The sequence below is a fragment of the Sphingopyxis sp. SE2 genome, assembly GCF_032227185.1.
Lineage (GTDB): Bacteria > Pseudomonadota > Alphaproteobacteria > Sphingomonadales > Sphingomonadaceae > Sphingopyxis.
This window is the reverse complement of sequence record NZ_JAPMXW010000001.1, coordinates 977,008-999,692: the sequence shown is the minus strand read 5'-3', so window position 1 is coordinate 999,692 and position 22,685 is coordinate 977,008. Positions and strand designations below refer to the sequence as shown.

The window sequence follows — 22,685 nt, the reverse complement described above, 5'->3', positions numbered from 1 at the left end:
CATGCGCGGGCTCGTCCATCACATTGACCTGACGGTCGCCGACAAAGAGCGGTCGCGTCCATTCTATGACGCTATGCTTGGCTTCCTCGGCTATCGCCGCTCGGCCGACGACGAGCGTGGCAGCGACTGGGACCGCGACGGGGAACCCTTCCATTCGATCGGCATCGTCGAGGCGCGGGGTGACGGAGCCGCGAGGATACACGACCGCTATTCGCCGGGTCTGCATCACCTCGCATGGGCGGCGGAGAGCCGCGAGGACGTCGACGCGCTGCACGATCTGCTGCGCGGCATCGGCGCGACGATCCTCGACGCGCCCGCCGACTACCCGCGTTACGGCCCAACCTATTATGCGGTCTTTTTTGCCGATCCCGACGGGCTGAAGCTTGAGTATGTTTTCGGGGCAACAAGCGCATGACCGAATTTCGCGTCGCCGGCTTCGACCATATCGTGCTGTGCGTGCGCGACGTCGCCGCGACGCGCGCTTTCTACGAGCGCGTTTTGGGCATGACCGCGCGCGAGGAGCGGCCCGGCAAATATTCGCTGCAATTCGGCGAAAACAAGATCAGCCTTCAGGATGCCGCCAACAGCCCGACCATCGCGCGCGATACCGTGCCGGGCAGCGGCAATTTCTGCCTGCTCAGCGATACGCCGGTGGCTGAATGGCGGGCGCATCTGGAAGCGCAGGGCGTTGCCATCATCGACGCGGGGTTGCGCGACGGCGCGACCGGGACGATCGACTCGCTCTATTTCCATGATCCCGACGGCAATCTCGTCGAGGTCAGCAATCTGGTCGATCGCCGGTGAGCCAGGCGCTGCTCGACATCCTGCAATATTATGGCGCGGGGGCGGCGACGCTCGCAGCGCTGCTCGTTTCGCTCAACCTCGGGCGGCGCTGGACCGGCTGGGCGTTCGTCATCTTCGTGACGAGCAGCCTCGCGCTGATCGGCTGGGGTTTCCTGCAGCCCGACAGCGAAGGCATCGGGTGGCAGAATATCGCCCTGCTCTGCATCAACTGCGTCGGCGTCTATCGCTATCTGATCCTGAAGGAAAAGCCCGGCGAGCCGGCGAGCCAAGGCGGGACCGACTAAGTGCCCCGCCCTTGCCCGTCATCAGCCCCAGACGCGGACGCGCTTGTCGGGCGCGAGGTAGAGCTTGTCGCCTTCCTTGACGTCGAACGCCTTGTACCAGGCGTCGAGGTTGCGGACGGTGAGCGCGCGGTAATTGCCAGGTGCGTGGCCGTCGGTCGCGACGCGCGCGCGAAGCGCCTCGTCGCGCATCTTGGTCGCCCAGGTCTGCGCATAGGCGATGAAGAAGCGCTGGTCGCCGGTGAAGCCGCCAATCACCGGCGCTTCCTTGCCGTTCAGCGACGCGCGATACGCGTCATACGCCGCCTGAAGACCCGCGACGTCGGCGATATTCTCGCCCAGCGTCAGCTTGCCGTTCACCGCAAGGTCGGGGAACGGCTTGTAGCTGTCATATTGCGCGGCCAGCGCCGACCCCGCTTCCTCGAACTTCTTGAGGTCGGCGGCGGTCCACCAATTGCGCAGCGCGCCGGTCGAGTCGAACGCCGCGCCATTATTGTCGAAGCTGTGGCTGATCTCGTGGCCGATCACCGCTCCGATCGCGCCGTAATTATAGGCCGGGTCGGCCTTGGCGTTGAAGAAGGGCGGCTGGAGGATCGCGGCGGGGAAGTTCAGCGCGTTCTGCACGGGCAGGTTGACCGCGTTGACCGTCTGCGGGGTCATCCACCATTCGGCCTTGTCCATCGGCTTGCCGATCTTCGCGAGCTGGTGGGCATATTCGGCCTTCTCGCCCGCAATCTCGTTCGCATAGGCGTCGGTGGCGCTGACGCTGTAGCTGCCATAGTCGCGCCAGCTTTCGGGATAGCCGACGCCGACGACGATCGTCTCGACCTTCTTGATCGCTTCCTTCTTGGTTTCGGGCGCCATCCAGTCGATGCCGTTCACGCGCGTCGCAAAAGCCGCCTTGATACCCTTCACCATGTCGCCGACTTCAGCTTTGGCGGACGCGGGGAAATATTTCTCGGCATAGACGCGGCCGACCGCGTCGCCGAGGTCGGTGTTCAGCGCATCGAGCGCGCGCTTGTCGCGGCTGCGCTGCTGCGGTGTGCCCGCAAGCGTCGTGCCGTAAAAGGCGAAGTGGGCATTGTCGATCGCGCTCGGCAGCACGTCGCTATGGCTGTTGATCTGATGGAACGTCAGCCAGTCCTTCCACGCATCGAGCGGCTCCGACGCCACAAGCGCCGACAGGCCGGTGATCGCGTTCGCGTGATAGGCGCCGAACTTGCCCGCCGTGTCGAGCTTCGCCGCAGCGAACCAGGCGTCCCAGTCGATGCCCGGTGCCTTCTTGGCGAAATCGGCCTTCGTCCAGACGTCGGCCGATTGGGTAAAGTCCTCGCTCTGTTCGCGGCTGGCGTGCGCGCGCGCGATCTTGAGTTCGAGGTCGTAGATGCGCTTGGCCTTCGCCGCCGCGTCGCTCTGCCCCGCCGCGCTCAGCAGCTTTTCGATATAGGCCTGATAGTCGGTGCGGATCTTCGCCATCTTGGGGTCGGACGACAGATAATATTCGCGCTCGGGAAGCCCGAGGCCGCCCTGCAGCATATAGGGAATCACGTCGCCCGGCGTCGCGAGCCCCTGTGTCACGAAGATGCCGAAGAGATTTTCGGTGCCGAAATCGGTGGCGTTGAGGGGGTCGACGTCGGCGCGGGTCTGTTCGCCGAGGACCCTCGACAGCGCCGCCTTGTCGGTGATCGCGGCGAAGCGCGCGAGGTCGGCGGCGACCGGTTTGATACCCGCCGCGTCGATCGCCTGGGTGTTCATATAGGCCTTGTAGAAGGCCGCGATGCGCCCTTCGTCGGTGGCCGGCTCGCCGCCCTTCTGGACGATCGCGCCGACGAGTTCGCGGACGCGCTTCTCAGTTTCGAGAAAGGCGATGTAGAAGGCGCCGATCGACGAACGGTCGGCAGGAATCTCGGTCGTTCTTTGCCAATTGCCGTTGGCATAGGCGTAAAAGTCGTCGCCGGGCTTTACGCTCGTGTCCATCGCGGCCTTGCTGATCCCGAGTTCGGTGCCGACAGTGTAGCTGGCGTCGGCCTTGTCAGTCTGGTCGCCCTTCGAACAGGCGACGGGCCCCCCGACGATCGCGGCGGTCGAAAGCAAGATGGCGAAGACGGCTTTTTTCATGGGAATGACCTTGTTTCTAACGGGCATGCGGGGGGCATAGGCCTGTGACGAACCGGTTTCAACGCCAACCATTTTCGGCCTGCGGTCCTTGTCGCTCGACGAGCGGCGGGATAGTCCGGCCCGACTTCAGAGGAGAATTCGAGACGTGAGCGCACCTGTTCTGGGCACGATGGTGAATAGCGAAAGCGACGCGTTCCGCGCCAATGCCGCGCACAATCGCGGCTTGCGCGACGAGCTTTATGCGCGCGTCGCCGAGGCCGGCCTCGGCGGCAACGAAAAGTCGCGCGAGCGGCACACGAGCCGCGGCAAGCTGCTGCCGCGCGAGCGCGTCGAGCGGCTGCTCGATCCGGGCTCGCCCTTCCTCGAGATCGGCCAGCTCGCCGCGTGCGACATGTATGGCGGCGAAATCCCCGGCGCGGGGATGATTGCGGGCATCGGCCGCGTGTCGGGGCGGCAGGCGATGATCGTCTGCAACGACGCGACGGTGAAGGGCGGCACCTATTATCCGATGACGGTGAAGAAGCATCTTCGCGCGCAGGAGATCGCCGAGGCGAACCGCCTGCCCTGCATCTACCTAGTCGACAGCGGCGGCGCGAACCTGCCGCATCAGGATCAGGTCTTTCCCGACCGCGACCATTTCGGGCGCATCTTCTTCAACCAGGCGAATATGAGTGCCAAGCGTATCCCGCAGATCGCGTGCGTGATGGGAAGCTGCACGGCGGGCGGCGCCTATGTTCCCGCGATGTCGGACGAGACGGTAATCGTGCGGGGTCAAGGCACGATCTTCCTCGCCGGCCCGCCGCTGGTGAAGGCCGCGACGGGCGAGGAGATCAGCGCCGAGGATCTGGGCGGCGGCGACCTGCACGCGAAGAAGTCGGGCGTCGTCGACCACCTCGCCGAGAATGACGAGCATGCGCTGACCATCGTGCGCGATATCGTCAGTCATCTTGGCACCGACGAAGGTTTCAAGGTCGAAATGAAGGACCCGCGGCCGCCGAAATATGACGCCGAGGAGCTCTACGGCATCATTCCGCAGGATGTGCGCGCACCCTATGACGTACACGAGGTGATTGCGCGCATCGTCGACGGCAGCGAGTTTCACGAGTTCAAGGCGAATTACGGCGCGACGCTCGTCTGCGGCTTCGCGCATATCTGGGGCATTCCGGTCGCGATCCTCGCCAACAACGGCGTGTTGTTCAGCGAAAGCGCGGTCAAGGGCGCGCATTTCATCGAACTGGCGCAGCAACGCCGCATTCCCCTGCTCTTCCTTCAGAATATCTCGGGCTTCATGGTCGGCGGCAAATATGAGGCCGAGGGCATCGCCAAACATGGCGCAAAGCTGGTGACCGCGGTAGCGACAGCGACGGTGCCGAAGATCACCGTGCTGATCGGCGGCAGCTTTGGCGCGGGCAATTACGGCATGTGCGGGCGCGCCTATTCGCCGCGTTTCCTGTTCACCTGGCCCAATGCACGGATCAGCGTGATGGGCGGTGAACAGGCGGCGTCGGTGCTGGCCACGGTCCACCGCGACGCCGACAAATGGACGCCCGAGGAAGCCGAAGCCTTCAAGGCGCCGATCCGCCAGAAATATGAGGACGAAGGCAACCCCTATCACGCCACCGCGCGCCTGTGGGACGATGGCATCATTGACCCCGCGCAGACCCGCGACGTGCTGGGGCTGGCCTTCTCCGCGACGTTGAACGCCCCGGTCGAAGACCGCGGCTTCGGCGTGTTCAGGATGTAATGACGATGATCAATTCCCTCCTCATCGCCAATCGTGGCGAAATCGCCTGTCGCATCATCCGCACCGCGCGCGAGATGGGCATAAGAACCGTTGCGGTCTACTCGGATGCCGACGCCAAGGCGCTGCATGTGCGCGAGGCCGACGAGGCCGTGCATATCGGACCCTCGCCGGCGCGCGAATCCTATCTGATCGGCGAAAAGATCATCGCCGCCGCCAAGGCGACCGGCGCCGAGGCGATCCATCCGGGCTATGGCTTCCTATCCGAGAACGCCGAGTTCGCGCAGGCGGTCGCCGATGCGGGGCTCGTGTGGGTTGGACCGAAGCCCTCGTCGATCACCGCGATGGGGCTGAAGGACGCCGCGAAGAAGCTGATGGCCGACGCCGGAGTGCCGGTGACGCCGGGCTATATGGGCGAAAATCAGGATCCCGCTTTCCTCGCCGAACAGGCGGCCGGGATCGGCTACCCCGTGCTGATCAAGGCGGTCGCGGGCGGCGGCGGCAAGGGGATGCGCAAGGTCGACGCTGCGGCGGACTTTGCCGACGCGCTCGCGTCGTGCCAGCGTGAGGCGGCCGCCTCGTTCGGCAACGACCATGTGCTGATCGAGAAATATATCCTGACCCCGCGCCATATCGAGGTGCAGGTTTTCGGCGACACCCACGGCAACGTCGTCCACCTGTTCGAGCGCGATTGCTCGCTGCAGCGCCGTCACCAGAAGGTGATCGAGGAAGCCCCCGCCCCCGGCATGGACGAGGCAACGCGCGCCGACCTCTGCGCCGCCGCGGTGCGCGCCGCGAAGGCGGTCGACTATGTCGGCGCCGGGACGGTCGAATTCATCGCCGACGCGTCGGAGGGCCTGCGCGCCGACCGCATCTGGTTCATGGAAATGAATACGCGCCTGCAGGTCGAGCATCCGGTGACCGAGGAGATCACCGGGGTCGACCTCGTCGAATGGCAGCTCCGCGTCGCATCGGGTGAGCCGATCCCGCTGGTGCAGGACGAGCTCGCGATCAACGGCTGGGCGATGGAGGCGCGGCTTTATGCCGAAGACCCGGCCAAGGGCTTCCTGCCGTCGATAGGCACGCTCGAACTCTTCCAGCTTCCCGAACATATGGGCCGCGTCGACACCGGCGTCTATGAAGGCGCCGAGGTCTCGCCCTTCTATGACCCGATGATCGCAAAGGTCATCGCGTGGGGCGAGGACCGCGAGGAAGCGCGCGAGCTTTTGTCGGAGATGCTCGAGGACAGCGCGATCTGGCCGGTCAAGACCAACTCGGCGTTCCTGATCAATGCGCTGGGTCATCCCGATTTCGTCGCCGGCACCGTCGATACCGGGCTGATCGGGCGCGACGGCGATGCGATGACCGAGGAGCCGGTGCCGACGAGCCAAGCGCTCACCAACGCCGCGATGGCGATGGTGCCGCGCGCGCTGCAATCGGGCTTCCGCCTCAACGCGGCCGATGTGCGTTCCGCGCCCTTCCTGCTCGACGGCAAGCGCGTCGAGGTTGTGCTGCACGGTCCGGGTGCCGAGGAGCCTGCTCCCGCGATGCTCGTCGCCGAGAACGGCTCGGTCTGGCAGCTCGCCCCGTGGCGCGCCGACGCGAGCGCGGGCGGAGCCGCGGGTGATGGCGCGATCCTGTCGCCGATGCCGGGCAAGGTGATAGCGGTCGATGTCGCCGCGGGCGAGAAGGTGACCAAGGGACAGAAATTACTGACGCTCGAAGCGATGAAGATGGAACACAGCCTGACCGCGCCCTTCGACGGCATCGTCGCCGAACTCAATGCGTCGGCGGGCGCACAGGTTCAGGTCGAGGCGCTGCTCGCGCGGATCGAGAAGGCGGAATAACCGTCCTTCTCCCTTGAGGGGAGAAGGATATGGAGCCTTGCCGCTTCAGCGGTTAGGCGGAGTTGGATGAGGGTGAGCGATTTCAGGGCAATCGCATACCCCCTCACCCAGCTACGACTAGCGAACAAGTTCGCAAGTCTGCGCAACCCTCTTCCACAGGGGCAGAGGGAATAGGGTTGGGAGACGATTGATGGCCGGCAAATATTTCGACGAATGGACGATCGGCGACACGCTGGCGCACGACATCCGTCGCACCGTGACCGAGACCGACAATCTGCTGTTCACGACGATGACGCACAATCCGCAGCCGCTCCACCTCGACATCGAGGCGGCGAAAGCTTCGGAGTTCGGCCAAATCCTCGTCAACGGCACCTTCACCTTCAGCCTGATGGTCGGGCTGTCGGTCGGCGATACGACGCTCGGAACACTCGTCGCGAACCTTGGTTACGACAAGCTCGTCATGCCGAAGCCGGTGTTCATCGGCGACACGCTGCGTGCGGAAAGTGAGGTCATCGGCCTCAAGGAATCGAAATCGCGGCCGAATGCAGGTATCGTGACCTTCCTGCACCGCGCGATCAACCAGCAGGGCGAGATCGTCTGCCAGTGCGAACGCTCCGCGCTCATCAAGAAAAAGGACGCCTGATGCGCCTCCGTTCCCTCCTCTTCGTCCCGGGCGACCGGCCCGAACGCTTTGCCAAGGCGGCGGCCTCGGGTGCCGACGCGATCATCCTCGACCTTGAGGATTCGGTTGCGCTCGCGAACAAGGAGACGGCGCGCGCCGCGATCGCCGATTATCTGGCCGGCGAGCGCGAGGTCATCACGCTGGTGCGCGTCAACCCGCTCGACGGCCATATGACGGCCGCCGACGTCGCCGCGATCGCGGGCGCGCGTCCCGACGCGATCATGCTGCCCAAAGCCGAAGGCGCGCCAAGCATCCTTCAGCTCGACACCGTGCTGCGCAGCGAATCCGCGCGCGATGCTTCGCTGCCCGCCGTCCTGCCGATCGCGACCGAGACGCCCGCCGCGCTCTTCACCCTCGGCAGCTACCGCGAAGTGAAGGACCGCCTGCTCGGCCTGACCTGGGGCGCCGAAGACCTGCCTGCCGCAATCGGCGCAACGACCAGCCGGAATGACGACGGCAGCTACACCTCGCCCTATGAGACCGCGCGCGCGCTGACCTTGTTCGCTGCGCACGGCGCGAACACCGCCGCGATCGACACCGTTTTTCCCGCGATCAAGGACGAGGCCGGCCTTGGCGCCTATGCCGCGCGCGCGCGGCGTGACGGCTTCACGGGCATGATGGCGATCCACCCGTCGCAGGTCGACCCGATCAACGCCGCCTTTACCCCCTCGACCGACGAGGTGGCGCGCGCGCAGGCGATCGTCGATGCGTTCGCGGCCAACCCCGGCGTCGGCGTGCTCCAGGTCGACGGCAAGATGGTCGACGCACCGCACCTCAAGCAGGCGCATCATATCCTGTCGCTGGCGGATTGATTATTCATCGTCATCCCGGCGAAGGCCGGAATCTCACCCTATCGTGTTGCCGCACCGACGAGATCCCGGCCTTCGCCGGGATGACGAGATAGGAAGCGGTGATTTTGTCCGACCCGACCTAGGCCTTGCGCCGAAAGGGCCGATGCCGCTTCATCCAAGACTTGCCGCGATGCCAGCTTTTCCTGAGGCCGCGCTCGGTCAGGCTTTCGAACATGTCGTCGGGGCTCGTCGGATCGAGCAATTCATTCTCGGCGATGAATTCGTCGAACGGACCCGGCTTGGTCAGATCGAGCAGCTCGAGCGACCGCCCGCTGCCGCGAAGCGCCTCGATCGTCGCGATCAGCGATCCTGTCGCATCGAACCGGCTGCCGACCTCGGCCGGATCAACGTCCAGATGCTCGGCGATCAGCGATTCGCGCAGGCGCCGGATCGCAGGGCCGGCGCCGGCGTTCGCGGGCAAGGCGGCGTCGATCGTCACGTCGCATTCGCTATCGAGCCCCATCGAGCGATTGTTCATATTGGCGGAGCCGACGCGGATCATCCGGTCGTCGATCACCGCGGTCTTGGCGTGGACATAGATGGGATCGCCCTTTGCCGTCCGCGGGAAATAGACCTTCAAACGGTCGCCGTGCTTCGCTTTCGCGATTTCGCGGACGAGCTGCACGCGCGCGGCGTCCATCGCCATCTGTTCGAGCCAGCCGTCGGCGGTCTCGGGCATCACCATCACGAATTCGGGCGCGTCGTCCTCGTCGAGCCGCTCGGCGATCGCCGCGGCGATCTTGGCGCAGGTGAAGTACTGGTTTTCGAAATAGATGAAGTGTTTTGCCGCCGCGATCATGTCGAGATAGAGCTGTTCGATCTCGCGGATTTCGCCATAACCGTCATATTCGGCGCGCGTGCGCGAAATGGCGACATCGACGCCCTCGAAGTCGGGCTCCAGATCGTCGGGCCAATTCTCGCCCTTGCCCGTCAGATCGCGGAGCGGCTTTTTCGTCGCCCGCTGCCAGCGTTCATTACCGAGGTCGGCGAGCGCGTTGCCGACCGGCCCCGCCAAGATCATCGTGCTGTCGTGCCAAGGCATATAGGCCTTGCCGTCGGGCGCGGTGCGGTGCGGATCGCCATCCTTGTGATCGCGGGTATCCCAGCGGCGCGACCCGACGTCGATGCCGCCGCACACGGCGAGATGGTCGTCGAACACCGCGACCTTCTGGTGATGGCTGCACCCGACGGGATGCGCGCTGTCGAGGCGGAAGCTGATCGATCGCGTCAATTTCCAGCGCGCGACCATCGACAGGATGCGCGGCATCGCGAATTGTTTCAGCGCACCGAAATTCCAGCGCAATATGTCGATATCGCGATCGGGCTTTTCCTTTGCGAGACGAAGCAAATAGTCGCCGAGCGGTTCGCCCTTGCCGTCCTTGCCGGGCTTCAGCGCGATGCGCGGGTCGAAGTCCCAGCCGATGAGCAGGATACGCTGTTTCGCGTCGGCCATCAGTCGTTCGAGCAGCGCGTAATAGTCCGCCGCATCGACAATCATGCGCGCCTTTTCGGCGCGTTCGATCCGCCAGCAATTGCGGCCTTCGACGACTATCGGTGCAAGCTCTGTCCCCATCGCCGCCACCACGCATGATGGCGGCGATAGTTGCAAGTCCTATCGATCAGGCTGCGACGAACTGCTCGGGCGTCAGCGCCATCATCGCGTCGCTGCCTGCCTCGATCTTGCGGCGGAGCGACCCGGCGTCGGGCAGAAAGCGTTCGGCGAAATAGCGCGCGGTGACGAGCTTGGCTTCGAGGAACGCCTTGTTGCCGCGTCCCTCGGCGAGCGCCTTCTGCGCGGCTTCGGCCATCATAAGCCACATCGAGCCCAAGGAGACGATCCCCAATATGTGCATATAGTGATGCGCGCCGGCGCCGACATTGTTGGGGTTCGCCATGCCATTTTGCATGAACCACATCGTCGCGGCCTTGAGCTCGCCATTGGCTTTTTCGAGCCGGCCCGCGAAATCCGCCAGTGCTTCATCGCCTTTCGCGCGCGCGCATTCTTCGTCGACGATCGCGAAGAAAGCCTGGATGGCGCGGCCGCCATTTTGCGCGAGCTTGCGGCCGACGAGGTCCATCGCCTGCACGCCGTTGGCGCCTTCGTAGATCATCGTGATGCGCGCATCGCGAACATATTGCGACATGCCCTGTTCTTCGATGTAGCCGTGGCCACCGAACACCTGCTGCGCATTGGTCGCAACCTCATAGCCCTTGTCGGTGCCGAAGCCCTTGATGACCGGGGTGAGCAGACTGACGAGATCGTCGGCGCGCTGGCGCTCCTCCTCGCTCTCGGCGACATGTGCAAGATCAACCTGCAGCGCCCCCCAGGTGCAGAGCGCGCGCAGCCCCTCGACCGTCGCCTTGCCGTCCATCAGCATGCGGCGCACGTCGGGGTGGACGAACAGCGGATCGGCTTTTTCCTGCGGATCCCTGGGCCCGGTGAGCGCGCGGCCCTGACGGCGGTCCTGCGCATATTGCACGGCGTTCTGATAGGCGACATCGGCCTGGCCGAGCCCCTGGATACCGACGCCGAGGCGCGCGGCATTCATCATCACGAACATCGCGGCGAGCCCCTTATTCTCCTCGCCGACCATCCAGCCCTTCGCGCCATCATAGTTCATGACGCAGGTCGAATTTGCGTGGATGCCCATCTTGTGCTCGATCGACCCGCACGACAGCGTGTTGCGGTCACCGAGCGAGCCGTCGTCATTGACGAGGAACTTGGGCACGATGAACAGCGAGATGCCCTTGACGCTGTCTGGCGCGTCGGGGGTCTTCGCGAGGACGAGATGGATGATGTTTTCAGTGAGGTCGTGCTCGCCCGACGAAATGAAGATCTTTGTGCCGGTAACGGCATAGCTGCCGTCGCCATTCGGCACCGCGCGCGTCCGGATGAGGCCAAGATCGGTGCCACAATGCGGCTCGGTCAGGTTCATCGTCCCGCCCCAGTCGCCCGCGATCATCTTGGGCACATAGGTCGCCTTCTGCTCGTCCGATCCCTTGACGAGGATCGCCGCGGTCGCGCCCTGCGTCAGCCCCGGATACATCGCGAACGCCTGATTGGCGGCGTTGCGATATTCCTCGACCGGAAAACCGATCACATGCGGTAGCCCCTGCCCGCCGAATTCCTCGGGCGCGGTGAGCAGGCCCCAGCCGGCTTCCGAATAGGCCTTATACGCTTCCTTGAATCCCTTGGGCGTCGTCACCGAACCGTCGTCGTTGCGCGTGCAACCTTCGAGGTCGCCCGACTGGTTGATCGGAAACAGCACTTCCTCGCAGAATTTTCCCGCCTCGGTCAGCACCGCCTCGATCATGTCGGGGGTCGCATTGGCGAAACCGGGCAGGTTCGAATAACGCTCGATCCCGAGCACGTCGTTGAGAAGAAACAGCGTGTCCTGCACGGGAGCGCGATAGACGGGCATGGGAAATCCTTCTGAAAAGCAGTTTCGATGTCAACTTGCCTGGGGAGAGGCAGAGGGTCAGCAGCCGCGCGGCCTATTGGCCCGCGTCGACTTTCTTCACCATATCGATGAAGCGTGACAGCTCATCTACAGCGCTGTCAATATCGTCGCGCTGACGGCGAAGCAGCGCGATGCGCTCCTCGCATTTTTCGATCGTCACCTGGCGCTGCAATTTGCGGCCGTCGCCGACGTCGTAAAGGTCGATCATCTCGCGAATGTCGGCGAGGCTGAACCCGGTGCGCTTCGCGCGCAAAATCCACGCGAGCCGCGCACGATCGCGCTTCGAATAGATGCGCGACAGCCCCTTGCGCGACGGGCTGATCAGCCCTTCGTCTTCATAGAAGCGCAGCGCACGCGCCGTCACACCGAACTCGGTCGACAGGTCGGTGATGCTGAACTGCTCGCGCCCCAGATGATCGGGCGTATCGATATGGGCGTGGCCGTAGGGTTCGGTCATGATGAGGAAACTAGTTTCCGTTGACGTGAACGTCAATAGCGCCCGATCGGGCGTCTTCGGGGCCGATCAGCCCGCGCAGGGACGCGTCATATTGCCGCTTCGATCGGTGATCCGCAAGCCCCTCGCATCATCGGCCGACCAACTCGCACGCGGCAGCCGCAAACCCGAAAGCGAGGCGCGGTTCGGGCACAGCCGCGCGCATTGCGGCGGCAGGCGGCCCGGCAGGCGCAATTCATCCTCTTCCTCGTGCACCAGCGCCTCGCAGCCCTCCGCACCGGCGAAGCGCATCCGCCATTTGTCGCCCTCGCGCGCCATCGTTCCGGTCGCAAGGCAGGACAGGGTCGTTCCGAAGGAGGCGGTGACCGCGAAGCGCCATTTCCCGGTCCCGTCGGGAACGACGCACATCGCGTCGCGGCCGAGGTCGTGCCGGCGCTCGAACACGCCGACCGGCGAGTCCGTTTCGGGACGGACGACGCCGCGCTCGCGCGCCGCGACCTCTAACGGATTGCGCGCGTCGATCCCCTTCGTATCGGGCTCGGGCCGCTCGCACCCCGCGAGCAGCGTCGCCGCCAGCGCCAGAAGGGCTTCAGCCTTGCGCATCGTCCGCCAGAAAGATCAGGCGGCCATCGGCCTCGACGCGGCGATAGAAGCAGGAGCGGCGCCCGGTGTGGCACGCGGGGCCCGCGGGCTTCACGCGCAGAAGCAACGCGTCCTGATCGCAATCGACGCGCATTTCGACCATCGTCAGTCCGTTGCCCGAGGTTTCGCCCTTGCGCCACAGCGAGCCGCGCGAGCGCGACCAGAAATGCGCCTGCCCCGTCTCGCGCGTTATTGCGATCGCCTCTTCGTTCATATGCGCGACCATCAGCAGCACATGGCTATCGGCGTCGGTCACGATCGCGGTGACAAGGCCCGCGGCATCGAAACGCGGAAGAAATCGGTCGGTCGTGTCGCGCTGATCATCCATAAATGGCGCTCTAGAGCAGGATTAAGGCCGCTGCCACCCCGTCCGGCGCACCCTGTGTTACAAATGCGTGATTAGGGGGGCGACATTTGCGATTGCCGTCCCTATATGCGCCGCAGTCACTGCCCCCCTGCCCCTGGCCCCGACCCTGGAATGACATGCTGACGACCCATCCTTTCGACGACGACAAGCTCCGCGAGGAGTGCGGCGTATTTGGTATTCACGGCGCCGACAGCGCCGCCGCGGTTGTCGCGCTGGGGCTTCACGCCCTGCAGCACCGCGGACAGGAAGCCGCGGGCATCACCGCCTTTGACGGCGAGGATTTCCACACCCACCGCGCGATGGGCCATGTCGCGGGCAATTTCGACCGCGACGACATCATGCGCCAGTTGCAGGGCGCGTCGGCGATCGGCCATGTCCGTTACTCGACGACGGGCGAGACCGCGCTGCGCAATGTCCAGCCGCTGTTCGCCGACCTCGCGACCGGCGGCTTCGCGGTCGCCCACAACGGCAATATCTCGAACGCCGCGGCGCTGCGCAAGGTGCTCGTCCGCCGCGGTTCGATCTTCCAGTCGACGAGCGATACCGAGGTGATCATCCATCTCGTCGCGACCTCGAACTATCGTTCGCTGCTCGACCGCTTCATCGACGCGTTGAAACAGGTCGAGGGTGCTTACTCGCTGATATGCCTGACCGCCGAGGGCATGATCGGCTGCCGCGATCCGCTGGGCATCCGTCCGCTCGTCATCGGCAAGCTCGGCGATGCGCATATCCTGGCCTCCGAAACCGTCGCCCTCGACGTCGTCGGGGCCGAATTCGTGCGCTCGGTCGAACCCGGCGAACTCGTCATCGTCCGCGACGGCCAGTTGACTTCGCACCGTCCCTTCGCCGAGCAGTCGGCGCGGCCGTGCATCTTTGAATATGTCTATTTCTCGCGCCCCGATTCGATCGTCGATGGAACGAGCGTCTATTCGGTGCGCAAGGCGATCGGCGCCGAGCTCGCGCGCGAAAATCCGGTCGACGCCGACCTTGTCATCCCCGTGCCCGATTCGGGTACGCCCGCGGCGATCGGCTATGCGCAGGAATCGGGCATTCCGTTCGAACTCGGCATCATCCGCTCGCACTATGTCGGGCGCACCTTCATCCAGCCCGGCGACAAGGTCCGTCACCTGGGCGTCAAGTTGAAGCATAACGCCAACCGCGCGCTGATCGCGGGCAAGCGCATCGTACTGATCGACGATTCGATCGTGCGCGGCACGACGAGTCTGAAGATCGTCCAGATGATGCGCGACGCCGGCGCCGCCGAAGTGCATATGCGTATCGCGAGTCCGCCGACCCAGCACAGCTGCTTTTACGGCGTCGACACGCCCGAACGCGCGAAATTGCTCGCGGCGCAGATGACGGTCGGTCAGATGGCGAATTTCATCAACGCCGACAGCCTGGCCTTCCTGACGATCGACGGCCTGTACCGCGCGCTTGGCGAAGCCGAGCGCCAGCATGACGCCCCCAAATATTGCGATGCCTGCTTCACCGGCGACTATCCGACCACGCTCACAGATTTCGACGAGCATGGGCTGGAAGATCAGTTTTCTCTGCTCGCCGAACGGGTTGTCTGACACAATGACGAACAAGTCTGAAGAACTGGCGGGCCAGGTCGCGCTCGTCACCGGGGCGAGCCGCGGCATCGGCGAAGCGATCGCCGAAGCACTGGCGGCGCGCGGCGCGCATGTCGTGATCACCGCGCGCACGGCGGGCGGACTCGAGGAACTCGAGGATCGCATCCATGCCGCGGGCGGCAGCGCGACGATCGCGCCGCTCGACCTCACCGATGGCGACAGCATCGCCCGGCTCGCGAGCGCGATGGCCGAACGCTGGCAGCAGCTCGACATGCTCGTGCTCAACGCCGCGATGCTCGGCACGCTGACTCCCGTCCCGGCGATCGATGGCAAGGAATTCAACAAGCTGCTGACGCTGAACCTGATCGCGCAGCAGGCGCTCATCGCCAATTTCGATCCGCTGCTGCGCCGCGCGCCGAACGGCCGCCTTCTCGCGCTGTCGAGCGGCGTCGCTCGCGAACCGCGGGCCTACTGGGGCGCCTATGCCGCGTCGAAGGCGGCATTCGAGACGCTGGTGACAAGCTATGGCGCCGAAATGCGTAATATCTCTACCCTGCGCACAGCGATCCTCGACCCCGGCGGCACGCGCACCCAGATGCGCGCGCGTGCCTATCCGGGCGAGGATCCGCAAAGCATCAAGGACCCGGCTGCGGTCGGCGAATATGTCGCGAAGCTGATGGTCGAGGGCTTCGACAGCACCGCGTCCCACGCCCTGCCGAAGGTCATGGAAAAAGCTTAACGCCATCTTCGTTTTCCTGCGCTAAGATGCTCACACAAGAGGGTTTGCGAGGTCGCGGGAAATAATGATCAAGACACTTTTTCGATCGGCGGTTGCCGCTGTGGTCGGCATCCTCGTGGCTTTCGGGCTCATCTGGCTGGCGCAATATGCCGGCAGCGAAGTTTCGCCCTCTGAATATGATGTTGCGACGGGCGAAATTTTGATCCCGATCGGCTCTACGGTCGCTCTTATCGTTGGCTGGTTTCTGGCTACCTTTGCAGGCAGTTGGCTTGCCATGCGGATTTCCGGCGAAACCGGCGCTGGATGGGTGGTCGCCGGCGCTGTTATCGGCGCCGCCCTCTATACCGCCGTGGACTTCTCCGACGCGTGGTGGATCATGGCGCTGGGCGCCCTCGTGCCGCTTTTGGCGGTCTGGCTGGCGCAGCGCGCGGCGGCATCTGTCGTCGAATAGCGATTTTGTCATCCCGCCCAAGGCCGGGATGACATAAATCAGTTTGCGGCCTCTTTATCCACCGCCGCCTGGACACTCTTGTAGAATGCCTCGCGCGCCGCGCCGACCCCTTCGGGGTCGGTCGCGGTCGGCCAGTTGCCGTTCGACGCGATCACCAGCTTCCGCTTGGGATCGATGAAGATTCCCTGCCCAAAGATTCCCTGCGCCGCGAAGCTGCCATCGTCGTTCGTCCACCATTGGTAACCGTAACCACGCCCCGGCACGTCGATACCCGCCTGCTTGGTGGTGGCCGAAGCAAGCCAGTCATCGGGCAGCACCTTCTGGCCGCCCGCGACGCCGCCGTTAAGGATGAACTGGCCGAAGCGCGCATAATCCTTGAGGCTCGCAGACATGCAGCAACCGCTGATTTCGTGCCCCGTCGCGCCGAGCATCCACACCGCGTCCTGCTCCATGCCAAAGGGCTGCCAGATCTTTTCGGACAGATATTGCGACAGCGTCTTGCCCGTCGCGCTCGACACGAGCACGCCGATCAGATTGGTCTCACCGGTCTTGTACACCCACTTCGATCCCGCAGGCGCTTCGCGCGGCAAGGTCTTCATATAGCTGACCGTTATGTCCTCGCCCGCGACGGGCTTTTGCAGATTGAACTGCGCGACGTCCGACTTGGGATCGGTATAATCCTCGTTCCATTTGACGCCGGAGGTCATCGTCAGCAGCTGCTTTACCGAGACATCGTCATAGGCCGAGCCCTTGAGCCCGGGGATATAGGCGGTAACCTTGTCGTCGAGGCTCTTGATATAGCCATCCTTCACCGCCGCACCGACGAGCGTCGAGGTGAAGCTCTTCGCGACCGAAAAGCTCGTCCAGCGTCCCGCCGCGCCATAGCCGAGCGCATATTTCTGGAGGCGGACCTTGCCGTCCTGCACGATGACCAGCCCCGCGTTGCGCTGCTTCGCCATATAGGCGTCGACATCGCCGCCAAGGTCCAGCGGCGTGCCCTCTGGCAGCGGATAGACGGGCCCGCCCGACTTCACCGTGTTCACGACGACCTTAGGGACCGTCTCCATCGTCCGGAAAGCGGCGTCGCGTTGATCTTGGGTCCAGAACAGCACATTCAGATCCTTTGGCAGTTGATCGGTGGTTTGCGTCGTCGCGGGCGCGCTGCATGCCGCCGCCGCGGTGCCGAGCAGCACCGCCGCCAAAAATCTTCGCATATGCTTTCCTCCCCTGTTTTCAGACTATCTTTTCAAGCGTAACTTGCGCGACGTCGATCCCGCCGCCGCGAAAGCCGCCCTCGCAATATTGCAGATAATAGCGCCAGAGCCGCACGAAGCGACCATCGAACCCCGCCGGAAGTTGCTCGGCGGCGACCGCCGCGTCGAAGCGTTCGCGCCATTGACGCAACGTCTCGGCATAATCGCCGCCGAACCGGCGCACGTCGCGCCACGCGAGACCCCTCGCCTCGGCGAGCGCACGAAAGCGGCTTTCCGAGATGAGGCAGCCGCCCGGAAAGATGTAGGCCTGGATGAAGTCGCTGCTCGCGGCATAGCGTTCGAACAGCGCGTCGTTGATCAATATATACTGGATCGCCGCCTTGCCGCCGGGACGCAGCAGCCGCGCGATCGCGTCGAGATAAGCGGGCCAATAGGCCTCGCCCACCGCCTCGACCATCTCGACGCTGGCGATCGCGTCATAGGGGCCCTGCGCGTCGCGATAATCGCACAGCTCGATCCGCGAACGCCCCGACAGGTCGACCGCGTGGAGCCGCGCGTCGGCGATTTCGGCCTGCGCCGGCGACAGGGTGATGCCGGTATAGAGCACGTCGTGCCGTTCGACCGCGCGTTCGGCGAGCGCGCCCCAGCCGCAGCCGATTTCGAGCAGCCGGCTTCCCGAACGCAGGTCGAGCCGGTCGAGGATCGCATCGACCTTCGCCGCCTGCGCATCCTCGAGCGACTGGTGCGGGTCGGCGAACAGCGCGCTCGAATAATTCATCGCAGAATCGAGCCACAAGCGATAGAAATCATTACCTAAATCATAGTGGGCATGGATGTTCCGTTTGGCCCCACGGCGGTCGTTGCGATTAAGCCAATGGATCGCGCGGTTCAGCCAGCGCCAAGGCCCCCGCGCGCGCCCGACATTACCCAGCGCCTCGCCATTGCGCATGAACAGGTCGAACAGCGGCACCGGATCGGGCGACGACCATTCGCGCGCCTCAAACGCTCGATACCAGCCAACCGACCCCGACAGCGCGAGCCGCGCCAGCGCCGTCCAGCTATGAAGATGGACGACCGCCATCGGGCCTTTTCCACGTCCGCCGAGCAGCCGGACGCTCCCGTCGGGCAGATGCCCCTCGATCGTGCCGTAAGCCAGCCCTGCGTCGATCCTGTCGAGCATATGGTGGAAGATGCGCGCCGGCGCCAGCGCCATCAGCCGCGCCATCCCGCCGCCCGCGCGATAGGCGCGATCGGCGCGGAGCAGTTCCTTACCGCGGCGCGGGCTGACATGCGTGTTCATTAACACCTTCCTGCCCCAAACGCACCGCGCTGACAATCGGTTGAAACGCACGCCGCCATGACGTCACATGCGTACGGTCATTCAGGATAGCTTGCCGTATCGGGCGCGGCCAGCCGCACCTGAAACTGCTCCTGCGCCAGTGGGTGCATGAAACGCTGGTCGCGGAGCAGGATGGCCTCGCCATCCTTTTGCGCCACGGGCATGCGCGACCAGAAGAGGAACGCGCGCGCCGCCGGATCGGCCCTGACCCAGGTCGCAAGTCGCGGATCGTCCATGCCCGTCGGCGCGCCGGTCAAATCGACCTCGCCGCCAATGCCCGGCACGAAACTCGCATTCCCGTAACGATCGGCGGTTCGCCAGAAGATGTCCCGTTTCCAGAATGCGAGCGGCGGCGGGCTCGCAACGACCAACGCGTCCTTATGCCCGCCAGCTTCGAGCGCGCGCGACGTCATCCGCTCCGCGGCCCCGGTAATCAGGCCATTGGCGAAGATATAGCCGCATACGAAGATGAAGCCGATCCACGCCGGCAACTGCCAGGTCGCCACCGCGCGCCGTTCGCGGCGGAAGGACATCCAAATCGACACGCCCAGCGCAATCCATATCCACAGGTCGATGATGAAGATGCTGTCGCCATAGAACCAGCGATGGCTGAACGGCTCGAGGAGGCGGATGCCGTAATTGTTGAGCCAGTCGAGCGCCGGATGACTGAGGCAGCCGATATAGGCGAGCGCAAGCAGCCAGCCCTTATGGAGAGGCAGCCGATCGGCGGGCCGCTTGCCGCGCCGCGTTTGCCAGCGGTCGAAGGCGAGCATCAGCCCCCAGAGGATAAGCGGCAGTACAAGAAGGGCAATCGGCCCGTGCGTGATCCCGCGCCGCATCGCCAGCGATTCGATCCCGTAGATCGCGCAGCCGGCGTCGATATCGGGCAGGTTCGCCGCGATGATCAGCGTCGGCATCGCAAGGCCGGTCTTTTTCTTGAGCCCCATCTGGCCCAGCAGTGCGCCGACAAGGCTATGCGTCAGATTGTCCATGCGAATCTATAAATCCGACCCGGAGAGCCGCCGCCAGATCAGAGTTCGGGCCCGCCCTCGGTTACCGTCCAGGTCTGCCCCTTTTTGAGCAGTCCCTGCAGATCGGCCTTCTTGCCTTCCGCCGCCGCCTTGTTCTGGCGCACGACATCGGCCTCGAAGGTCGGGCGCGGGTCGTCGTAGAGGATACCGAGCGCCATCGGGAATTCGCCGAAACGCATCTCGACGAGCATGTGCGCGACGCTGCGGTTGGTGACGTCGTGCACGATCACGCCCGCCGCTTCCCAGTCGCCATCGACGACATCGACGGTCTTGAGATGCAGCGCCTCCGCATCGAGCGCGATACCCTTGGTGCCCTTGGCATAGACCATCGGCTCACCCTGCTTCAGCCAGAGCTGGCGGTCTTCGGCGCCCTTGGGCGCGGCGAAATCCTCGAACACGTCTTTGTTATAGACGATACAATTCTGGAAAATCTCGATAAAGGCGGCGCCCTTGTGCGCATGCGCGGCTTTCAGCACATTCGGCAATTCCTTCGACACGTCGAAGCCGCGCGCGACGAAGCGCGCGCCCGCCCCCAATGCAAAGGCCGCGGGCTGCGCGGGACGATCGACCGAGCCATAGGGCGTCGAAGGGCTCGTGGTGCCGACGCGGCTCGTCGGCGAATATTGCCCTTTCGTAAGACCGTAGATCTCATTGTTGAACAACATGATCTGGCAATCGAGATTGCGGCGAATGAGGTGCATCGTGTGGTTGCCGCCGATCGACAGCCCGTCGCCGTCGCCGGTGACGATCCAGATATCGAGCTCGGGATTGGCGAGCTTCAGCCCGGTCGCAAATGCCGGCGCGCGGCCGTGGATCGTGTGGAAACCATAGGTTTCCATATAATAGGGGAAGCGCGACGAGCAGCCGATGCCGCTGACGAATACGGTGTTCTCGGGCGCCGTCCCGATCTCGGGCATCGTGCGCTGCACCGCTTTGAGGATCGCATAGTCGCCGCAGCCAGGGCACCAGCGGACTTCCTGATCGGTTTCCCAATCCTTGAGCGTCGTCGGGCGCGCGATGGTCGTCATTTCGTTCATTTGAGCACCGTGAAAAGAATGATAGGAAGGAAGGCGGCGGCCCCAAGGACATAGAACATCGCGGTCAGTTTCTTCTGCGAAGGGTTCAGGTCGCGAATTCTCATGCCAACGCCTCCTCGATCGCGCTCTCGATTTCGGCGATGGTGAAGGGCTGGCCCGACACCTTGTTCACCGGCTTGGCGTCCACCAGATACTGGTCGCGCAACACGGTCTTGAGCTGTCCCGTGTTCATTTCGGGCACGATCACCTTGTCATAGCTCTTCAAAAGCTCGCCGAGATTGGCGGGCAGCGGCCAGATGTGGCGAATATGGATATGGCTGACGTCGGCGCCCTGCGCCCGCTGGCGGCGCACCGCCTGATGGATCGGGCCGAAGGTCGAGCCCCAGCCGACGACCGCGAGCTTGCCGCCCTCAGCGCCCAATTCGACGACCTGATCGAGGACCTTGATCCCGTCGATCTTGGCCTTGCGGATGTCGGTCATCGCCTGGTGATTGCCCGGCGCGTAATTGATGTGGCCGGTGTCGACCTCTTTCTCGATCCCGCCGATGCGGTGGAGCAGGTCCGGGGTGCCGGGCTTGACCCACGGGCGCGCGAGCTTTTCGTCGCGGCCATAGGGTTTGAAGCCGCCCTCGGGCACTTCAGTCAGGAACTCGACCGGGAACGCCTCATAGGTCGTAAGATCAGGCACCGCCCAGGGTTCGGCGGCGTTCGCGATATAGCCGTCGGTGAGCAGCATCACCGGGGTCATATATTGCACCGCGATGCGCACCGCCTCGATCGCGCATTCGAACGCGTCGCCGGGCGAGCGCGCCGCGACGACGGGCATCGGCGCGTCGCCGTTGCGGCCGTAAACCGCCTGATAGAGATCGGACTGCTCGGTCTTGGTCGGGAGGCCCGTCGATGGCCCGCCGCGCTGCGAATTGACGATGACGAGCGGCAGCTCGGTCATAATCGCGAGGCCCATCGCCTCACCCTTCAGCGCGATGCCGGGGCCCGACGATGACGTCACGCCGAGCGAACCGCCGTAGCTCGCACCGATCGCCGAACAGATCGCCGCGATCTCGTCCTCGGCCTGGAAGGTCGTGACGTCATATTCCTTGAGCCGCGAGAGGTGATGCAGGATCGCCGACGCGGGGGTGATCGGATAGCCGCCGAAGAACATCGGCAGCTTGGAGAGCTGCGCGCCCGCGACGAGGCCGAGCGCAATGCCCTCGGCGCCGGTGAGCGTGCGATAGAGGCCCGGCGCGACCGGCGCGGGATCGACATGATGCTGCTTGAGCGGCCCCGCCAGCTCGGCGGTCTCGCCATAGGCGTGCCCAGCGTTGAGCGCCGCGACGTTCGCCGCCGCCAGATCGGGCGCCTTGGCGAACTTGGCATTGAGCCAGTCGACGAGCGGCTGGCGATCACGGTCGAACATCCAGAGCGCGAGCCCCAGCGTCCACATATTCTTGCAGCGCAGCGCCTCTTTGTTGCCGAGCCCGAAGGGTTTGACCGCGTCCATGGTGAGCTGGCTGATGTTGAGTTTCAGCAGCTGCCATTTCGCGAGGCTGCCGTCCTCAAGCGGGTTGGCGTCGTACTTCGCCTTGGCGAGATTGCGGTCGTTGAACTCACCCTCGTCGGCGATGATCAGCCCGCCGGGCTTAAGTTGTGGCACATTGGTCTTGAGCGCCGCGGGGTTCATTGCGACGAGTACGTCGGGCGCGTCGCCCGCAGTGTCGATCGCCGACGAACCGAAATTGATCTGGAAGGCCGACACGCCGAACAGCGTGCCCTGCGGTGCGCGGATTTCGGCGGGGAAATCGGGGAAGGTCGCGAAGTCATTGCCCGCGAGCGCCGAAGACAAAGTGAATTGCCCACCGGTCAGCTGCATCCCGTCGCCGCTGTCGCCGGCGAATCTGACTACCACCGCATCCGAAAGGGGGGACTGCCGCTCGCCGTCGGCCCGGTCCTCTACCGCTGTCGCCATTTTTTCCTCTGCCTCAAATCTTGCGAACCTCTGACATGGGCGTAGGCCTCTGCGCCCCAAGCCGCAATTGAGAAAAAATTGTGCGC

21 protein-coding genes are annotated in these 22,685 nt (G+C 64.4%); 10 read left to right on the top strand and 11 right to left on the bottom strand.

The genetic code is table 11. The features are described 5' to 3' along the window. The first annotated feature begins 1 nt into the window (after position 1). From OVY29_RS04680 to OVY29_RS04670, 3 genes are read left to right on the top strand one after another with little or no spacing between them, the layout of a single operon-like run. A complete protein-coding gene (locus OVY29_RS04680; protein ID WP_313911034.1) occupies positions 2–415 on the top strand; it encodes a VOC family protein in 414 nt (137 codons plus the stop codon). Then, complete coding sequence (locus OVY29_RS04675) at positions 412–804, top strand: VOC family protein (protein WP_313911033.1); 393 nt, start codon at positions 412–414, stop codon at positions 802–804. Before OVY29_RS04680 ends, OVY29_RS04675 begins: the two co-directional genes overlap by 4 nt. Beyond that, entirely contained in the window at positions 801–1,088 is a 288-nt protein-coding gene (locus OVY29_RS04670; protein ID WP_313911032.1) for a hypothetical protein, read from the top strand. The genes OVY29_RS04675 and OVY29_RS04670 overlap by 4 nt, the downstream gene beginning before the upstream one ends. Positions 1,089–1,109: 21 nt before the next feature. On the opposite strand, the gene OVY29_RS04665 is transcribed toward OVY29_RS04670, so the two are convergent. Then, positions 1,110–3,203, bottom strand: a complete 2,094-nt coding sequence (locus OVY29_RS04665; RefSeq protein WP_313911031.1) for a M13 family metallopeptidase — start codon at positions 3,201–3,203, stop codon at positions 1,110–1,112. Positions 3,204–3,348: 145 nt separating this feature from the next. Between OVY29_RS04665 and OVY29_RS04660 the strand changes: the two genes are divergently transcribed. The 4 genes from OVY29_RS04660 (at position 3,349) to OVY29_RS04645 (ending at position 8,285) form a co-directional block, all read left to right on the top strand. Next, positions 3,349–4,947 carry a carboxyl transferase domain-containing protein gene (locus tag OVY29_RS04660; protein ID WP_313911030.1) on the top strand — a complete coding sequence of 533 codons (1,599 nt, stop codon included), beginning with the start codon at positions 3,349–3,351 and terminating at the stop codon, positions 4,945–4,947. Positions 4,948–4,952: 5 nt separating this feature from the next. Continuing rightward, the gene (locus tag OVY29_RS04655; RefSeq protein ID WP_313911029.1) at positions 4,953–6,791 is read left to right on the top strand and encodes an acetyl/propionyl/methylcrotonyl-CoA carboxylase subunit alpha; all 1,839 of its coding nucleotides are present in this window, start codon (positions 4,953–4,955) and stop codon (positions 6,789–6,791) included. A 190-nt stretch (positions 6,792–6,981) separates the two neighbouring features. Continuing rightward, positions 6,982–7,434: a MaoC family dehydratase gene (locus OVY29_RS04650; protein WP_313911028.1), complete on the top strand. Its 453-nt coding sequence runs from the start codon at positions 6,982–6,984 to the stop codon at positions 7,432–7,434. After that, the gene (locus OVY29_RS04645) at positions 7,434–8,285 is read left to right on the top strand and encodes a CoA ester lyase (protein ID WP_313911027.1); all 852 of its coding nucleotides are present in this window, start codon (positions 7,434–7,436) and stop codon (positions 8,283–8,285) included. The genes OVY29_RS04650 and OVY29_RS04645 overlap by 1 nt, the downstream gene beginning before the upstream one ends. A gap of 118 nt (positions 8,286–8,403) precedes the next feature. Here the strand turns inward: OVY29_RS04645 and OVY29_RS04640 are convergent, their stop codons facing one another. The 5 genes from OVY29_RS04640 to hisI all read right to left on the bottom strand — a co-directional run bounded on the left by OVY29_RS04640 (position 8,404) and on the right by hisI (position 13,209). Continuing rightward, positions 8,404–9,897, bottom strand: coding sequence for a phospholipase D-like domain-containing protein (locus tag OVY29_RS04640; protein ID WP_037555783.1), 1,494 nt, complete (start codon positions 9,895–9,897; stop codon positions 8,404–8,406). Positions 9,898–9,943: 46 nt separating this feature from the next. Then, positions 9,944–11,746, bottom strand: a complete 1,803-nt coding sequence (locus OVY29_RS04635) for an acyl-CoA dehydrogenase C-terminal domain-containing protein (RefSeq protein WP_313911026.1) — start codon at positions 11,744–11,746, stop codon at positions 9,944–9,946. Positions 11,747–11,819: 73 nt separating this feature from the next. Further along, entirely contained in the window at positions 11,820–12,242 is a 423-nt protein-coding gene (locus tag OVY29_RS04630) for a MerR family transcriptional regulator (RefSeq protein ID WP_294029310.1), read from the bottom strand. A gap of 66 nt (positions 12,243–12,308) precedes the next feature. Further along, positions 12,309–12,842, bottom strand: a complete 534-nt coding sequence (locus tag OVY29_RS04625; RefSeq protein WP_313911025.1) for a hypothetical protein — start codon at positions 12,840–12,842, stop codon at positions 12,309–12,311. Continuing rightward, positions 12,829–13,209, bottom strand: coding sequence for a phosphoribosyl-AMP cyclohydrolase (hisI, locus tag OVY29_RS04620; RefSeq protein WP_313911024.1), 381 nt, complete (start codon positions 13,207–13,209; stop codon positions 12,829–12,831). Before hisI ends, OVY29_RS04625 begins: the two co-directional genes overlap by 14 nt. A 155-nt stretch (positions 13,210–13,364) precedes the next feature. Here hisI and purF point away from each other — a divergent pair, with 155 nt between their 5' ends. The 3 genes from purF (at position 13,365) to OVY29_RS04605 (ending at position 16,012) form a co-directional block, all read left to right on the top strand. Continuing rightward, positions 13,365–14,822, top strand: coding sequence for an amidophosphoribosyltransferase (gene purF, locus OVY29_RS04615; protein ID WP_313911023.1), 1,458 nt, complete (start codon positions 13,365–13,367; stop codon positions 14,820–14,822). Positions 14,823–14,826: 4 nt separating this feature from the next. Beyond that, positions 14,827–15,561 carry an SDR family NAD(P)-dependent oxidoreductase gene (locus OVY29_RS04610; protein ID WP_037555570.1) on the top strand — a complete coding sequence of 245 codons (735 nt, stop codon included), beginning with the start codon at positions 14,827–14,829 and terminating at the stop codon, positions 15,559–15,561. 64 nt (positions 15,562–15,625) lie between these two features. Beyond that, the gene (locus OVY29_RS04605; RefSeq protein WP_037555569.1) at positions 15,626–16,012 is read left to right on the top strand and encodes a hypothetical protein; all 387 of its coding nucleotides are present in this window, start codon (positions 15,626–15,628) and stop codon (positions 16,010–16,012) included. A gap of 38 nt (positions 16,013–16,050) precedes the next feature. Here the strand turns inward: OVY29_RS04605 and OVY29_RS04600 are convergent, their stop codons facing one another. The 5 genes from OVY29_RS04600 to OVY29_RS04580 form a co-directional block, all read right to left on the bottom strand. Further along, positions 16,051–17,226: a serine hydrolase domain-containing protein gene (locus tag OVY29_RS04600; protein ID WP_037555568.1), complete on the bottom strand. Its 1,176-nt coding sequence runs from the start codon at positions 17,224–17,226 to the stop codon at positions 16,051–16,053. Between the two features lie 19 nt (positions 17,227–17,245). Further along, the gene (locus OVY29_RS04595; RefSeq protein WP_037555567.1) at positions 17,246–18,526 is read right to left on the bottom strand and encodes an SAM-dependent methyltransferase; all 1,281 of its coding nucleotides are present in this window, start codon (positions 18,524–18,526) and stop codon (positions 17,246–17,248) included. Positions 18,527–18,603: 77 nt separating this feature from the next. Then, the gene (locus OVY29_RS04590) at positions 18,604–19,557 is read right to left on the bottom strand and encodes a metal-dependent hydrolase (protein ID WP_037555566.1); all 954 of its coding nucleotides are present in this window, start codon (positions 19,555–19,557) and stop codon (positions 18,604–18,606) included. Between the two features lie 38 nt (positions 19,558–19,595). Then, positions 19,596–20,633: a 2-oxoacid:ferredoxin oxidoreductase subunit beta gene (locus tag OVY29_RS04585; protein ID WP_037555565.1), complete on the bottom strand. Its 1,038-nt coding sequence runs from the start codon at positions 20,631–20,633 to the stop codon at positions 19,596–19,598. A gap of 100 nt (positions 20,634–20,733) precedes the next feature. Next, the gene (locus tag OVY29_RS04580; protein WP_037555563.1) at positions 20,734–22,599 is read right to left on the bottom strand and encodes a 2-oxoacid:acceptor oxidoreductase subunit alpha; all 1,866 of its coding nucleotides are present in this window, start codon (positions 22,597–22,599) and stop codon (positions 20,734–20,736) included. Positions 22,600–22,685: the final 86 nt, after the last annotated feature.

Coding starts and splice junctions, on each gene's coding strand:
- OVY29_RS04610 (WP_037555570.1), top strand. CDS start 14,827: ATGACGAACAAGTCTGAAGAACTGGCGGGCCAGGTCGCGCTCGTCACC.
- OVY29_RS04630 (WP_294029310.1), bottom strand. CDS start 12,242: ATGACCGAACCCTACGGCCACGCCCATATCGATACGCCCGATCATCTG.
- OVY29_RS04665 (WP_313911031.1), bottom strand. CDS start 3,203: ATGAAAAAAGCCGTCTTCGCCATCTTGCTTTCGACCGCCGCGATCGTC.
- OVY29_RS04645 (WP_313911027.1), top strand. CDS start 7,434: ATGCGCCTCCGTTCCCTCCTCTTCGTCCCGGGCGACCGGCCCGAACGC.
- OVY29_RS04600 (WP_037555568.1), bottom strand. CDS start 17,226: ATGCGAAGATTTTTGGCGGCGGTGCTGCTCGGCACCGCGGCGGCGGCA.
- OVY29_RS04580 (WP_037555563.1), bottom strand. CDS start 22,599: ATGGCGACAGCGGTAGAGGACCGGGCCGACGGCGAGCGGCAGTCCCCC.
- OVY29_RS04675 (WP_313911033.1), top strand. CDS start 412: ATGACCGAATTTCGCGTCGCCGGCTTCGACCATATCGTGCTGTGCGTG.
- OVY29_RS04595 (WP_037555567.1), bottom strand. CDS start 18,526: ATGAACACGCATGTCAGCCCGCGCCGCGGTAAGGAACTGCTCCGCGCC.
- OVY29_RS04640 (WP_037555783.1), bottom strand. CDS start 9,897: ATGGGGACAGAGCTTGCACCGATAGTCGTCGAAGGCCGCAATTGCTGG.
- OVY29_RS04655 (WP_313911029.1), top strand. CDS start 4,953: ATGATCAATTCCCTCCTCATCGCCAATCGTGGCGAAATCGCCTGTCGC.
- OVY29_RS04590 (WP_037555566.1), bottom strand. CDS start 19,557: ATGGACAATCTGACGCATAGCCTTGTCGGCGCACTGCTGGGCCAGATG.
- OVY29_RS04605 (WP_037555569.1), top strand. CDS start 15,626: ATGATCAAGACACTTTTTCGATCGGCGGTTGCCGCTGTGGTCGGCATC.
- hisI (WP_313911024.1), bottom strand. CDS start 13,209: ATGGATGATCAGCGCGACACGACCGACCGATTTCTTCCGCGTTTCGAT.
- OVY29_RS04650 (WP_313911028.1), top strand. CDS start 6,982: ATGGCCGGCAAATATTTCGACGAATGGACGATCGGCGACACGCTGGCG.
- purF (WP_313911023.1), top strand. CDS start 13,365: ATGCTGACGACCCATCCTTTCGACGACGACAAGCTCCGCGAGGAGTGC.
- OVY29_RS04635 (WP_313911026.1), bottom strand. CDS start 11,746: ATGCCCGTCTATCGCGCTCCCGTGCAGGACACGCTGTTTCTTCTCAAC.
- OVY29_RS04625 (WP_313911025.1), bottom strand. CDS start 12,842: ATGCGCAAGGCTGAAGCCCTTCTGGCGCTGGCGGCGACGCTGCTCGCG.
- OVY29_RS04585 (WP_037555565.1), bottom strand. CDS start 20,633: ATGAACGAAATGACGACCATCGCGCGCCCGACGACGCTCAAGGATTGG.
- OVY29_RS04680 (WP_313911034.1), top strand. CDS start 2: ATGCGCGGGCTCGTCCATCACATTGACCTGACGGTCGCCGACAAAGAG.